12 protein-coding genes are annotated in these 13,122 nt (G+C 61.8%); 4 read left to right on the top strand and 8 right to left on the bottom strand.

Translation table 11 applies throughout. The annotated features are described in order from the left end of the window. Positions 1 to 202 precede the first annotated feature (202 nt). From mksF to mksB, 3 genes are read right to left on the bottom strand one after another with little or no spacing between them, the layout of a single operon-like run. Positions 203 to 3,043 (bottom strand): Mks condensin complex protein MksF, encoded by a 2,841-nt coding sequence (gene mksF, locus IB241_RS07575; protein ID WP_192297831.1) that lies wholly within the window; start codon positions 3,041 to 3,043, stop codon positions 203 to 205. Beyond that, positions 3,040 to 3,747: an Mks condensin complex protein MksE gene (gene mksE / locus IB241_RS07570; protein ID WP_192297830.1), complete on the bottom strand. Its 708-nt coding sequence runs from the start codon at positions 3,745 to 3,747 to the stop codon at positions 3,040 to 3,042. The genes mksF and mksE overlap by 4 nt, the downstream gene beginning before the upstream one ends. Continuing rightward, a complete protein-coding gene (gene mksB / locus IB241_RS07565) occupies positions 3,737 to 5,014 on the bottom strand; it encodes an Mks condensin complex protein MksB (protein WP_192297829.1) in 1,278 nt (425 codons plus the stop codon). Before mksB ends, mksE begins: the two co-directional genes overlap by 11 nt. 187 nt (positions 5,015 to 5,201) lie before the next feature. Between mksB and IB241_RS07560 the strand changes: the two genes are divergently transcribed. Together IB241_RS07560 and rimI are read left to right on the top strand one after the other, a co-directional pair. Then, complete coding sequence (locus IB241_RS07560; protein ID WP_192297845.1) at positions 5,202 to 5,945, top strand: energy transducer TonB; 744 nt, start codon at positions 5,202 to 5,204, stop codon at positions 5,943 to 5,945. Then, on the top strand, positions 5,938 to 6,390 hold the full coding sequence (gene rimI / locus IB241_RS07555) for a ribosomal protein S18-alanine N-acetyltransferase (RefSeq protein WP_005784514.1): 453 nt from the start codon (positions 5,938 to 5,940) through the stop codon (positions 6,388 to 6,390). Before IB241_RS07560 ends, rimI begins: the two co-directional genes overlap by 8 nt. 121 nt (positions 6,391 to 6,511) lie before the next feature. Here rimI and IB241_RS07550 read toward each other — a convergent pair whose 3' ends face one another. Then, positions 6,512 to 6,661: a hypothetical protein gene (locus tag IB241_RS07550; RefSeq protein WP_192297828.1), complete on the bottom strand. Its 150-nt coding sequence runs from the start codon at positions 6,659 to 6,661 to the stop codon at positions 6,512 to 6,514. 139 nt (positions 6,662 to 6,800) lie between these two features. On the opposite strand from IB241_RS07550, the gene can reads away from it, so the two are divergent. Beyond that, a complete protein-coding gene (can, locus tag IB241_RS07545) occupies positions 6,801 to 7,445 on the top strand; it encodes a carbonate dehydratase (protein ID WP_003188288.1) in 645 nt (214 codons plus the stop codon). Here the strand turns inward: can and IB241_RS07540 are convergent. The 4 genes from IB241_RS07540 to IB241_RS07525 form a co-directional block, all read right to left on the bottom strand. Then, positions 7,442 to 7,963 carry an SET domain-containing protein-lysine N-methyltransferase gene (locus IB241_RS07540; RefSeq protein WP_192297827.1) on the bottom strand — a complete coding sequence of 174 codons (522 nt, stop codon included), beginning with the start codon at positions 7,961 to 7,963 and terminating at the stop codon, positions 7,442 to 7,444. The genes can and IB241_RS07540 overlap by 4 nt on opposite strands. A gap of 147 nt (positions 7,964 to 8,110) precedes the next feature. Next, positions 8,111 to 9,280 carry a hypothetical protein gene (locus tag IB241_RS07535; RefSeq protein WP_192297826.1) on the bottom strand — a complete coding sequence of 390 codons (1,170 nt, stop codon included), beginning with the start codon at positions 9,278 to 9,280 and terminating at the stop codon, positions 8,111 to 8,113. Between the two features lie 122 nt (positions 9,281 to 9,402). Continuing rightward, positions 9,403 to 11,103: an acid phosphatase gene (acpA, locus tag IB241_RS07530; protein WP_192297825.1), complete on the bottom strand. Its 1,701-nt coding sequence runs from the start codon at positions 11,101 to 11,103 to the stop codon at positions 9,403 to 9,405. A gap of 95 nt (positions 11,104 to 11,198) precedes the next feature. Continuing rightward, positions 11,199 to 11,519 (bottom strand): hypothetical protein, encoded by a 321-nt coding sequence (locus IB241_RS07525; protein ID WP_192297824.1) that lies wholly within the window; start codon positions 11,517 to 11,519, stop codon positions 11,199 to 11,201. A 313-nt stretch (positions 11,520 to 11,832) separates the two neighbouring features. On the opposite strand from IB241_RS07525, the gene IB241_RS07520 reads away from it, so the two are divergent. Next, positions 11,833 to 13,122 carry an MFS transporter gene (locus IB241_RS07520; protein ID WP_192297823.1) on the top strand — a complete coding sequence of 430 codons (1,290 nt, stop codon included), beginning with the start codon at positions 11,833 to 11,835 and terminating at the stop codon, positions 13,120 to 13,122.

Raw genomic sequence — 13,122 nt, 5'->3', positions numbered from 1 at the left:
TCGCGCTACAACATCACCAGGCCGCATAGCTACAACGACTATCGGTCACCAGTCGCCAGGGAGAAGTTGGCGGCGTGAAACCTTAATCGGTGTCCAAGATTACTTGACCAGTTCAGCTTGCCCGCGAAGAGGCCCGCACAGCCAATACAAAAAAAGGCCCCTGGATTCACACCCAGGGGCCTTTTCATTTCAGCTGAAAAAATCAGACCTCATCCAACTCCGGCTCATCGGCCTGCACATTCAGCGTCGCCTTCACCACATCGTGGCGACGGATGTACTTCCAATCCGCCTCGTCGATATAGATCCCGTTCGGCCCGCTGCCACCTTCCAGGTCAATCGCCACCTGGGCGGAAACCTGTGGCTTCACACTGGCCAGGATCGGCACAAAGCCCAACTGCAGACTGGTTTCCAGCAGCGCCGCCTGGTTCTTCTCATCGATGTCCGCCGCCTCGTCGAGGTAGTACGGTAAACGCACGCGCCCGGCCTGGTCGCGGTCCATCAAGTGCAGCAACAAATACATGTTGGTCAGCGCCTTGATGGTCATGGTGGTGCCGTTGGACGCCGCGCCATCGATGTCGGTGTGAATCACCGGCTGGCCATGCACCTTGGTGATCTCGAACGCCAGCTCGAACAAATCCTTGAGGCCCAACTGGTTATGGTTGGCGGCCACGAGGCGGGCCAGGTATTCCTTGGCCTCTTCGTTCTTGTTGTCTTGCTCGGCGCTCTGGCTCAGGTCGAACACCGATAGGGTTTCGCCTTCTTCATACTGACCGGCACTGTGGATGATCTGGTCGATATGCTTGAGCGCTTCCTTGTTCGGCGCCAGCACGATGCGGAAGCTCTGCAGGTTGGAGACCTGACGCTTGTTGATCTCGCGGTTGAACAACGCCAGTTGATGCTCAAGGCTGTCGTAGTCGCTGCGGATATTGCGCAGGGTCCGCGCAATATCGGTAACCGCCGCACGCCGCGCCTTGCCCAGGGTCAGCGCTTCATCGGTACGGTGCGCATAGGCGTTGATCAGCAGTTGCAGGCGACGCTCGACGTCATCCTCACTGTCGAACTTGGCGACGCCCTTGAGGCGCACCTGGGCATACAGCGCCTCGATCTGGCCATCGGCGCGCAGCAAGCCTTGCCAGCTGTCCTGATAGTCATTGAGCAGCGGCAACAGGTTGTCCATGGAATCGTCGACCGGGTCCATGAACGGAGTGCCGAACGGCAAGTCCGCCGGCAACAACTGGCGACGACGCAGCGCGTCATCCAGCGTGCGTTGCTTGGCTTCCATATCGCCGATCTGACGACCGACCAATTGCAGCTTGGCCGACAGTTGCTGTACCCGTTCGGTAAACGCATCGCTGGAGCGTTTCAACTCATCCTGCGCCGCTTCCATCTGCGCCAGGTTTTCCAGCTTCTCGCCTTCTTCCGCGCTCAGGGTCTGTGCGCGGCGGAAGTCTTCCAGGGCTTTCTGCGCATCCAGTACTTGCTGGTACAGCGCTTCGGTCTGGGTCTTGCTCGCCGCACGGTCGGAGGCCACGGCCTGCTGGGTTTTCAGTTGCTTGAGTTCTTTTTCCAGACGCTCTTTCTGGTCGCGCAACGCGGCGCGATCCGCCAGGGCCTGCAATGCCGGCGGTTCGATATGGGAGATGTCGATGGACAGCCCCGGCACTTCAAAGCGTTCACCCTTGAAGCCATCGAGGATCTGCTCCAGGGATTTGACCCACTGACCCTCCTCGTCCAGCGTGATGCCATGCTCGCCCAATGGCAGGCTGAACAACGAACTGTTGAACAGACGCATCAGACGCTCAACATCTTGCTGTGAGAATTCTTCGCGCAACTTGGCGTAGCTGTTGTTATCCGCGTGATCGAGCTGCTGCTTGACCGACTTCAAGCGCTTTTCCAGCTCGCGCAGGCGTTCGTCCAGATCCTCGGCGCTGAACTGCCGCGACTGCGCCAGGGCGCCCGCCAGTTCATCGTGGGCATCCTTGGCCGCGAGCAATTGCTGCTCCAGCACCTTCACATCATCGACCAGCGCAAAGCGATGCTTGAGCACCGACAGCTCGCCCAGCCAACGCTGGATACCACTGATTTCCCGCTCCAGGCGCATCAGCTCCTGGGTGCCGCCGCGCTGATCGTTCTGCAACGCGTCCTGTTCGCTGCGGTAGTGCTCGGCCTGGATGGTCAGCTCTTCCTTGCGCGCACTGGCGTAGTCCGACCAAGTGCCCAGCAACGAGTCCAGCAACGGTGACAGGCGATGCAGCTTGCCGCGCAATACATCGCGCTGGCGAACACCATTGGACAACGCCTCGACCAGCGGCCCGGCGGCGACCAGCGAGTTGTAGTCCTGCTCCATGCGTCGCACATCGCGGAAGGCTTCTTCGCACGCGGCGATGTAATCCACGCTGCCGGAACGCAGGCTGTGTTCGAAGGCATCGAGGAACAATTGCTTGAGCTTGGCCGCGGTGATTTCGCGCATGTGCAGCAGGTTGATAAACAGCGCGCGGAAGGTCTTCAGGCTCTGCTCGCTGGTGGAGCGCAGCGGAATCAGGGTCAGGTCCAGGGGGATCGACGTGTGGCCGCCCACCAGCAAGCGGCGTAGTTCATCGGGCTTGAGTTCGTAGGCTTTCAGGCCTTCGCGCTCCAGGTTGGTGAACAGTTCTTTCTGTCGCAGGCAGGTGTCGTTTTTCTGGTAGTGCGCCAGGTCCAGCTTGCCGGCGTAGGCAAAGAACTGGTGCCCGAAACCACCGCCCGGGCCGCGACCGACCACGCCGATCACGTGCGGGCCGTGGGGCAGGGACACTTCCACGAGGATGTAGCTGGTGTCGGTGGCGAAGTAGAAGCGCCGCGATTGTTCCAGGGTGTACTTGCCGAAGCTCATGTCTGACATGCGCGCCAGAATTGGGAACTGCAAGGCGTTGATCGACGCGGATTTACCCAGGTTGTTCGCGCCGTATACCGACAGCGGCTCTTCCAGCGGGAACAATCCCAGGCTGTAACCGGCGGTGTTCAATAGGGCGAAGCGGCGGATGCCGTAGCGTTCCTTACTCATGCGTCGGTCTCCTGTTCTTCGGCAATGGCACGGGCCAGGGCGTCTTCTTCGCTTTCTTCGGCAAAGTCGCTCAAGTCCAGCGGGTCATCGGTTTTCAGCAATTTCTCGTCGCTGTCTTCATCGATGATCACCGGCGCCGGCAGTGGCAATACGCTGTGGATGCTGGCCGCGAGGTCACGGTCCTGCTGCACCGACAGGCACACGTCGAGGAAACGGTGCATCGGCGGCAGGAAGCGATAGATGCCGTTGTCTTCGCTGGCAAAACCCAGCTGGGTCATGCGGCGCATGATCTTTTCTTCGAGTTCTTCCTGGGTCTGCACTTCGGCCTGGATAAACAGGTCGCGGTACTTCTCCAGCAGCGACGGCAGTTCATCGCGGCCCAGGCTGCCACCGTCGAGCACGGCAATCGGGTCGCGGCCCTGGTCGGCCAAATGTTCGACGATGATGAAGGTGAACAACGCCAGGCGCTGCGCGGTCTTGTTGACCTGCGCGGCGGCCACGGCGGTGTCTGGCACGAAGTAGTAGAAGCCCCGCGTGTCGCACACCAGCTCAAAGCCCAGGGCCTTGAACAGCGTGCGGTACTGGTCCTGGAAGTTCGACAGTTGGGCGTACAGCTCCGGGTCGCGGCGGCTGACGTGGTAACCCTTGAACAGCTCGCGAAAGATCGGCGCCAGCTGGGACAGTTCGGATAGATCAAGATGCATGAGGTGTACTCGCAGAATGCTCGGCGGCGTCAGTACTGGCCGGGAGCAGGGCGAAGGAGCGCAGGCTGACCTGGTGCTCGGTGGTGTGGTAGTCGCGGCGTTCCAGGCGTTCGCGCTTGAAGCGTTTTTCGCGGGACAGGCGCGAGAACCAGTACAGCAATTCGTCGGTGGCACCGTCCGGTTCCTGCTCCAGCAGCCAGGTCATCAGGTCCGGCATCGGCAACGCGTCTTCGCAGCGCTCGAGCATTTCCTTGACCGTGCGCGGTGCACGTTGGGCGTCGCCCTTGTGGGATTTGTGCGCCTTGGGGAAGCGCGCCGGTTTCGGCTCGAAATTCGCCAGGGCGTACACATAAGCCTCCACCTGGCTGGCACTGCCGAGGAAGGTGCTTTGCGGGCGGGTGAACATCGGCATCGCCGCCTGCGGCACGGCGTCCAGGCCCTTGCGGCGGATCGCTGACAGCGCCAGCGCCGCACCGCGGGTCACGGCGTTGTGCCGACGGGCTTCTTCGCGCAGTGGCAGCAGCAGCTCGCGCGCATGGCGCAAGGTCAGTTGGGCGCTGGTCTGCATTTCCAGGATGCGTGCGTGGGTGCGCAGCAGCATGTCGTCGTCCACCAGGTGGCCGAGACGCTGTTGCTCGGTGAGCAGGCGCAACAGCACGTTCTCGACCTTGCGCACGCCCTGTTCGAAGGCGCCATCGGCGTTCACCAGTTGGATCATCGGCTCGACGTATTCGTCCCAGGTCGCCAAGACCTCGGCATAACGCTGGCGCAACGGAATCTGCCGGTCGCTGGTCTTGGCGCGATCGGCTACGGCGGCGAGGGCCTGTTCGTCGTTGGCGAGCTTTTTCAGCACGTCCCGCACGCGCATATCCAGCAGGCGCAGTTGGCGGGCGAGGTCGTGGCCATCACGGATGTCGAAAGCGTCCTGGATGTACCCGGCCAGGCGTTCGAGATGGCGCAGGTAGGCTTCGATTTCCAGGCACAGGCCAAGCCGGTGCTCCTTGCGAAGATAAGCCAGGAAGTCGTGGATCTGCGCGTTGAGCTCGAAACGGTTCGGGCTTTTGGCGACAGGCACCAGGATGTCCAGGCGAATCCACACGTCCAGCAGGCTGGTGATGTCCTGTGGCGTGCTGTCCAGTTGTTGGGCGGCCAGTTGTGCGCGCAGCTCGGCAAGGCTCAGGGTGCCTTGGTCGAAGTGTTCGCACAGTGGCTCAAGTAAGGCCCAGTGTTCGGCGAGGGCGCGCAGGACGCGCTTGGGTTCGATCATGGGAATGGCCGGCTGGTTGGCGATGAAAAGTCGCGATTGTACTGCATCAGGCCGGGGATTTATCCACAGCCGGTCAGTACGCAGTGGGCGATTGTTGCCGAACAACGGTAGAATCGCCGCTCTTTAGTTATCCACAAGTGGCCGAGCTGTGCTTATCGAGTCCCGACGTCGCGCTTACTTGACCGCCATGCAGGTGGTCAACTGGCTGCCCCGCACCGAACTGCCGTTTGCCGCGCCGTCGCGGCCCGAGCTGCTGGAAGCGCTTGAGCCCTACGAGGCATTCGAGTCTTCGGGCGAGGAGGCGGCTGCGCCGGTGGCGCTGGTCAAGCCCGAAGCGCCCGTGCGGCCTGCGGTGGAGCGTGCCAAGGTCGAAGTGCCGCGCCCGTCGCCGGTGACCAAGGCGGTGGCGGCCGAAGCGCCTGCACCGGTGGTCAAGGCCCCGGTAGTGCCGCCGCCGCGTTTCGCCCTGCAACTGCTGCGGGCCGGGCGCTGCCTGCTGCTGGTGGAACTGCCCACCGGCGAACGTTTCCAGACCCGCGACCCGGCCTACATGCTGCTCAAGGACATGCTGCGCGCCGCCGGCCTGCCCGACAGCCCGCAGATCGTCGGCGAGCCGGTACGCTGGCCGCTGCTGGTACGCGGCACCATGGACCAGGGCCCGGAAGCCGCGCGTGATTTTGTGCAAGGTTTTGTCTCGGCGCGCCTGGAAGACGAGCCCTGTGTGTGCCTGTGGCTGATCGGCCTGCCCGCCGTGCGTTTTGCCGGCGAAGCCAATGCCGAAGCCTGGTATCGCGAGCTGCAGGTCGAAGGCCTGGGCTCGGTATGGGCCCTGCCGGGCCTGGAATTATTAATGGAAGAGCCACAGCGTAAGGCTGATGTCTGGCAAGCCATGCGCCGGCTGATGGCGCGCTGGAAAACAACTGATGAGTGAGGCTTTATCCTTCCGCCCGATGACCGAGGCCGACCTCGACGCCGTGCTGAAAATCGAATACGCAGCGTTCAGCCATCCCTGGACCCGTGGGATCTTTCTTGACGGGCTGGGCAAGTACCAGATCTGGTTGATGTTCGAAGGCGAGCAGCAGGTGGGGCACGGCGTGGTGCAGATCATCCTTGATGAAGCGCATTTGCTGAATATTACCGTCAAGCCGGAAAACCAGGGCCGTGGCCTGGGCCTGGCGCTGCTGGAACACCTGATGTCGCGGGCGTATGCAGCCAGTGCGCGGGAGTGTTTCCTGGAGGTGCGCGACAGCAATACCGGCGCGTTTCGTCTGTACGAGCGTTATGGCTTCAACGAAATCGGCCGTCGCCGCGATTACTACCCCGCAGTGGGTGGGCGTGAGGACGCCGTTGTCATGGCCTGCACCCTGGTCGACTGAACACGACCCTCCAATGTGGAAGCGGGCTTGCTCGCGAAGGCGGCGGGTCAGTCGATGAATCGGTTGACTGACACTCCCTCTTCGCAAGCAAGCCCGCTCCCACATGGGTAACTGCGGTGTGTCAGCGATTACCGTCTATTGGTTCGCGTTCGGCCTCATCCAGCCGATTCCCCGCGTCAATCCCGTCCTCATCGACAATGCTCAAGTCGTAATCCGCCAGATTGCCCTTGTCATCTTCAACAGGCTCTGTAGGGCGTCGTGATTCAGTCATGGCCAATCCTCATACTGTGGGGCTTATAGTGTGTGGACAGGCGCACCACCCCAAAGATTCAAGCTTATTTGCGCCAGGCGTGACCCGGACGGGGGGTTGTCAGTCACAAAACTGCGCACCATTCCTGAGGCTTTCCCTGATGAACGAACTACAAGACCTGCTTGATAACAACGAACGCTGGGCGGATGCGATCAAACAGGAAGATCCCGAATTCTTCGCCAAGCTCGCCCGCCAGCAAACCCCGGAATACCTATGGATTGGTTGCTCCGACGCGCGCGTGCCGGCCAACGAGATTGTCGGCATGTTGCCGGGCGACCTGTTCGTCCACCGCAACGTGGCCAACGTGGTGCTGCACACCGACCTCAACTGCCTGTCGGTGATCCAGTACGCGGTGGACGTGCTCAAGGTCAAACACATCCTCGTCACCGGCCACTATGGCTGCGGCGGCGTGCGGGCGTCGATGCAAGACCGCCAGTTCGGCCTGATCGACGGCTGGCTGCGCACCATTCGTGACCTGTACTACGAAAACCGCGACGTGCTGGCCCAGTTGCCCACCGAGGAAGAGCGCGTGGATCGCATGTGCGAGCTGAACGTGATCCAGCAGGTGGCCAACGTCGGTCACACCAGCATCGTGCAAAACGCCTGGCACCGTGGGCAGAGCCTGTCGATCCATGGCTGCATCTATGGCATCAAGGATGGTCGCTGGAAGAGCTTGAACACCACCATCAGTGGTTTCGAGCAGTTGCCGCCGCAATATCGCCTGCGTCCGTTGGGCGAAGCCTAAGGTCGCTTGCGTTCGCGCCATTGGGCCATGAACGCCTGGCCTTCGGCGTTCAGCGGCTCATTGCGCCCGGTGATCCAGCCGCGGCAGTTCAACTCGCCACATTGGCAGGCGAACTGCCGGTACAACACGTCCTCGGTGTTGGCGTAATCCATCGTCAAGCACTCGCCGGCCGCAATTTCCTGCAAGGTCCAGACTTCCAGGTAATGCAAATCGAGGAATACGTTCGGTTTGCAGGAGTGCGAGATCAGCCCGCAAAACCAGCAGTCGTACAGGTGGATGCGTGAAGACAGCTGCAAGGTATGCAGGCGTCGTTCGCTCAGGGCGTAGCCTGAGAGCTTGGCAATGCGTACACGACTGTCAAAGGCCACACGAGCCTTGATCCCGGCCGCTGTGCCATCTGCGTCGTGCACCACCTCGAACAGCTCGGTCGAGGGGTAGCCCGTGCCGAGGTGGGACTTGAAGGGGTAAAGGCAGTCGCTCGCAACGGTTTTAGCCTTATCCATGGCGCGAGTTTTCATAACTCTCCTGGGTTCGGCTGCATCGACCTGCGGGTAGTGGCTGACTTCCAGTCTTGCAGCGGATGGGTGCGCTCCAAGCCTCGCTCAACTTGGATCGGATTTCTACTGTCAACTTTGACAGTAGAAATCCCCCGTTGCCGGTACGACTTACAGCGCCGGCACCGTGATAGTAGGCGTTGGGGCGGGGTTCTTGAGCAGGCGCAGTTGCGCCTTGGTCGTCGGCGTGGCGCATTGGGCGTTGGCTTTTTCCGGGGTCAAGCCGCGCACGGAGGTGTAGAACAACTCGCAGGTCTGCTCCTTGCGCGTGACCTGCCAGGTGTTCATGCACGCCTTGAGCAACACATTCGGATCGCTCGCGGGCTTTTGCCCCATGCCCGCCTGCCAGCAGGCGGCGCTCAAGTCCTGGCCCATGACCTTCAAACCCGCTTCGTCGGCCTTCTGCTCGTTGCCATCATAGGTCGCAGGGTCGGCCGCGTACCAGATGTAGCTCGGGTGGTTGGCGCCCAGCACCGCAACGGTTTCGCCGGCTTGCGGGCTGATCTGGGCCAGGCCCAGCACGGCCACGCTCTGCCCGTATTGTTGCTTGATCCAATTGCGCACCGGAGCGCCGAACGCCACCATCGGCAACGACCCTTTGGGCGACAGGCTCAGTTCCTTGACCATGCGCGTCTGATAATCGGTGAAGTAGCTGTAGACGCCTTCCAGATCCTTGCCGGCATTGGACGGCGCGGCGATCGGCGCGATGTCGATGATGGTCTGGTAGGCCGGCGTTTCGGTGGCCGGGATACCGTTGTCGGTGAGCAGCGCGGCCCAGCGGTCGGTGGTACTGGATTCCAGGTAATCCTGGGCCTGGGTCAGCGAGTAGTCCGGCGGGAAGTGCAGCAGCTCGATGCTCTTGCGGTTTTCCAGGGCCATGCCCAGCGGCAGGAACAAATACCAGTTGTAGGCCCACTTGCCGTCGCTGTTGAGCTTGCTGGCGCCTTGGTAGGCCAGGTCGGCGGTGTTGAGTAACGTCTTTAGGGGCTGGCCGTAATCTTCGGGTACACCGCTGAAGGTCGCGACAACCTGGCCGTCGTGGTTCTTCACGCTGACCTTGGCCCTGCTGTAACCGTCCCGTTGCAGGCTCTGGTTCAGATAATGCTCGGCCGTCTGCTCCAGCGACCAGGGCCGAAAACAGATCACGTTGCAGTTATTGGGGAACGCGAACAGCTGAGTGACACGTTGCGTGCTGCCCAGCGGTACTTCGACGTCGGCCTGTACGACCGCACTGGCCATCAGTGCGGCCAGGGTGAGGGACAACCTGGTCGGTTTGAACATGTGTGATTCCTTGTCAGCGAAAGCCCGTCTGCGCGGGATGAAAGCCCACTCCCACACAGTAGCGGCTGACCAGGAAAACCGCGTGCTAAATCGCCGGGCATGTCGTTATTGGATAAGAAAACCTACAGGTTGAACTGCAAGGCGTTGCTCAAGTCACCCATGGGCTTCTGGCCGCGGGCGATCATGGCGTCATCACGCTGCTTGAGGCCATCGAGGGTTTCCAGCTGGAACACCCGGGTGATCAGGCGCAGGATCGACGCCGTGTCGTACACCGTGTGATCCACCGTGCCCTTGCGTGCAAACGGCGACACCACCAACGCCGGAATCCGCGTGCCAGGGCCCCAGCGGTCACCCTTGGGCGGCGCGACGTGGTCCCACCAGCCGCCGTTTTCATCGACGGTGACGACCACTACCATGTTTTTCCACTGCGGGCTCTCTTGCAGCACCTTCAAGGCGCGGGCGATATGGCGGTCGCCGGAGGCTATGTCGGCGTAACCGGCGTGCATGTTCAGGTTGCCCTGGGGTTTGTAGAAGGTCACGGCAGGCAGCTTGCCGGCCTGGGCGTCGGCGAAAAACCTGTTGGTGCTCGACTCATCGCCCAAACCGCCATCACGCAGGCGCTTGTCCCGTTCGGCACGGTTTTGCGGCCCTTGTTGCTTGAAGTAGTTGAACGGCTGGTGGTGATACTGGAAGTTCGGGATCTTGGGGATACCCCCCGAGTCCTTGAACTGGTCCAGCGTCGCCTGCCATGCACCGGCATACCAGGCCCAGTCGACGTTCTTTTTCGACAGCTTGTCGCCGATGTGTTCGTGGGTTTGCGGCACCAGCACGTTGGGCAGGTCGGCCTTGGCGTAGTCCGGGTTTTGCGGGTCGCGAATCCAGGTCGGCCAGTAGGGCGGGGCGAGGGTGTTGACCCCATAACCGTCCGGGGTCAGTGCGCTGGGGCCGAACTGCGGCGCGCCGGTCATGGCGCTGGCCGGGGACTTGTCCAGGGGCTTGAGGCGTGTGTCGGTGGGGTCATCGCTTTGCAGGGTGGCGATCTGTGCCTTGGCCACCGACTGCGCGGCGTTCGGGTAAAACGGCGCGGTGGCGCTGATCAGGTACTGGTGGTTGAGGAACGAGCCACCAAACGCGCCCTGGAAGAAGTTATCGCAGAGCACAAACTCCTTGGCCACGTCCCACAGGCGCAGGGAATAACGGCTCTGGGCGTAATACCCCATCACCAGCCCGCCGGAATCGCCCCAGGCGACAAAGTTGTCGTTCTTGCCGCCATTGATCTGCATCTGGTTCTGGTAGAACACGTGCCACAAGTCGCGGGTCACCAGGCCCAAGGGCAGGTCTTCAGCGTTCGGGCCCTTGAGGGCGAACGGCGCATTGGGCAGGCCCTGCTGGAATTGCACTTCGCTGGGGTACGTCACCCCGTCGACGCTTTGCGGGCCGACTTGCAACACGCCGCCCCAGACCGCAGGCAGGGTGGTCAGCAGGCTGCCGTCGCGGTCGCGTTGCTGCGCGTCGGCAGGCTTGAGCGCCGACAGCGGTTTCTCAACGCCGGGGAAATCTGCAAACAGGTTGTTGAAGCTGCGGTTCTCGGCGTAGATCACCACCACGGTTTTCACCTGGTCGTGCAAGGCCTTGTCCAGCTCCTGCGGTGTAAGTGGTCGCGCCGTCGGCTTGCCCGGGGCCTCGCTGGGATTGCCGCAGGCACTCAAGGTCGCGCCAACCCCCAGCACCGCCGCGCCCCCCAGGAAGCGCCGACGGCTGCTGTCTACTGGCGCTTGGGCGGTGGAATCGGGGGAGGGGCGGTCTTCGTGCTCATCACTCATTGCGGGAGTCCTTGCTGGCGAGATGTTGCAAGATATTTCGCAGGACGGTAGCAATGCAATGTGACGGAACGAAGACAGGGGGTTACGTCAGAAGGTCACAGCAGGCGCAGTGCCAGTTGGCTGCCGGCGCGCAAATACTCCACCTGGGCCGTCAGTGCATCCTTGACGATTGCCTCGCCGGTGTCGGTCAGCTTGGCTTTTTTGGCGTCGATGACACTGGTCTGCAATAGCTGCATCGTCACGTCCATCGCTTTCTGGAAGGCCGTCACGTTGTTGTGCAGGCCAAACTCCTTGATAACGGCCGCCATGCGGCGATCAGCATCGTCGCGCAGGGCCCTGTACTCGACGAACGAAACGTTGTCGTCCTTGTAAATATCGTTGATCAACTCTTCCAGTGATTTGGACAGGGGCGTCATCGGATTTTCCTTGGTGGTTCGTGAGAGGGAAGCCGAGTCAGGTTAATCAAAGGTGCTGGCGAAAGGAGTCAGGGGAGGGCATCGTCTGAAGTAGGACAACCCCACGCGTCTAATCAGAAAGGTGTTGCGTCACGCCGCAAGCCAGAAGCCCGCCATTTGAAGTGCGCTGCCAACCTTGCGACTGCGCCCATCGGCAAGGGAATGCAGTTATCTCCATCGATCCATGGGGAAAACAAATACATCTTGCGCGATTGCCATCATCCCGCCCAGCTCATAACCTGCACGCCATTTTGTTTGTCTGCCGAGCCTCACCATGACTGCCATCCTTTCCTCCCAGGCGCAGCGTTTTTCCCGCTCCGACTACAAAACCCTGGGCCTGGCCGCCCTGGGCGGCGCCTTGGAGATCTACGATTTCATCATCTTCGTATTCTTCGCGCTGACCCTCAGCCAACTGTTTTTCCCGCCAGAAATGCCCGAATGGCTGCGCCTGCTGCAAAGTTTCGGAATTTTCGTCACCGGCTACCTGGCGCGTCCGCTGGGCGGCATCTTGATGGCACATTTCGCCGACCACCTGGGACGCAAGCGCGTATTCAGCTTGAGCATCCTGATGATGGCGCTGCCGTGCCTGCTGATCGGGATCATGCCGACTTACGCGCAAATCGGTTATTTCGCACCGCTGATCCTGCTGTTTCTACGGGTGCTCCAAGGTGCCGCCGTGGGCGGCGAAGTGCCCAGTGCCTGGACCTTCGTCGCGGAACACGCGCCGCCCCATCACCGTGGCTACGCGTTGGGTTTCCTGCAAGCCGGGCTGACTTTCGGCTACCTGCTTGGGGCGCTGACCGCCACACTGCTGGCGCAAATATTCACGCCTGCCGAGATCCTCGACTACGCCTGGCGTTTCCCCTTCCTGCTCGGCGGCGTGTTCGGCGTGATCGGGGTGTGGCTGCGCCGCTGGCTCAGCGAAACCCCGGTGTTCCTCGAAATGCAGGCCCGCCGCCATGCCGCCGCCGAACTGCCGCTGCGTACCGTGCTGCGTGACCATCGCGCCGTGCTGCTGCCGGCGATGATCCTCACCTGCGTGCTCACCTCCGCCGTGGTCGTCCTCGTCGTCATCACCCCGACCATGATGCAGAAAACCTTCGGCATGAGTCCCAGCCATACCTTTGCATTGAGCGCGCTGGGCATCGTCTTCCTCAACATCGGCTGCGTCCTCGCCGGTCTGCTGGTGGACCGCATCGGTGCCTGGCGCGCAGTGCTGGTCTACAGCCTGCTGCTGCCAGTGGGCATTGCCGTGCTGTATGCCAGCCTGATCAACGGCGGCATCTGGCTCGGCGCGGCGTACGCCGTGGCGGGCTTGAGTTGCGGGGTGGTCGGCGCGGTGCCGTCGGTGATGGTCGGCTTGTTTCCGGCGCCGGTGCGGGTCTCGGGGATCTCCTTTACCTACAACATTGCCTACGCGCTGTGGGCAAGCACCACGCCGCTGCTGTTGATTGCACTGATGCCGACGAGCCCGTGGATTTGCGTGGGCTATTGCGTGGTGATGGGTGCGGTGGGCGTGGGGAGTGTGGCGCTGTTCGGTAAGCGCCACACCTTGGCGAGCTGA

Source organism: Pseudomonas sp. PDM05 (genome assembly GCF_014851685.1).
Taxonomy (GTDB): domain Bacteria; phylum Pseudomonadota; class Gammaproteobacteria; order Pseudomonadales; family Pseudomonadaceae; genus Aquipseudomonas.
This window is presented reverse-complemented; position numbering and strand designations above follow the sequence as displayed.

What these genes read in the sequence shown, in the direction of transcription:
- mksF (WP_192297831.1), bottom strand. Translation starts at nt 3,043, where the DNA reads ATGAGTAAGGAACGCTACGGCATCCGCCGCTTCGCCCTATTGAACACC.
- mksE (WP_192297830.1), bottom strand. Translation starts at nt 3,747, where the DNA reads ATGCATCTTGATCTATCCGAACTGTCCCAGCTGGCGCCGATCTTTCGC.
- mksB (WP_192297829.1), bottom strand. Translation starts at nt 5,014, where the DNA reads ATGATCGAACCCAAGCGCGTCCTGCGCGCCCTCGCCGAACACTGGGCC.
- IB241_RS07560 (WP_192297845.1), top strand. Translation starts at nt 5,202, where the DNA reads ATGCAGGTGGTCAACTGGCTGCCCCGCACCGAACTGCCGTTTGCCGCG.
- rimI (WP_005784514.1), top strand. Translation starts at nt 5,938, where the DNA reads ATGAGTGAGGCTTTATCCTTCCGCCCGATGACCGAGGCCGACCTCGAC.
- IB241_RS07550 (WP_192297828.1), bottom strand. Translation starts at nt 6,661, where the DNA reads ATGACTGAATCACGACGCCCTACAGAGCCTGTTGAAGATGACAAGGGC.
- can (WP_003188288.1), top strand. Translation starts at nt 6,801, where the DNA reads ATGAACGAACTACAAGACCTGCTTGATAACAACGAACGCTGGGCGGAT.
- IB241_RS07540 (WP_192297827.1), bottom strand. Translation starts at nt 7,963, where the DNA reads ATGAAAACTCGCGCCATGGATAAGGCTAAAACCGTTGCGAGCGACTGC.
- IB241_RS07535 (WP_192297826.1), bottom strand. Translation starts at nt 9,280, where the DNA reads ATGTTCAAACCGACCAGGTTGTCCCTCACCCTGGCCGCACTGATGGCC.
- acpA (WP_192297825.1), bottom strand. Translation starts at nt 11,103, where the DNA reads ATGAGTGATGAGCACGAAGACCGCCCCTCCCCCGATTCCACCGCCCAA.
- IB241_RS07525 (WP_192297824.1), bottom strand. Translation starts at nt 11,519, where the DNA reads ATGACGCCCCTGTCCAAATCACTGGAAGAGTTGATCAACGATATTTAC.
- IB241_RS07520 (WP_192297823.1), top strand. Translation starts at nt 11,833, where the DNA reads ATGACTGCCATCCTTTCCTCCCAGGCGCAGCGTTTTTCCCGCTCCGAC.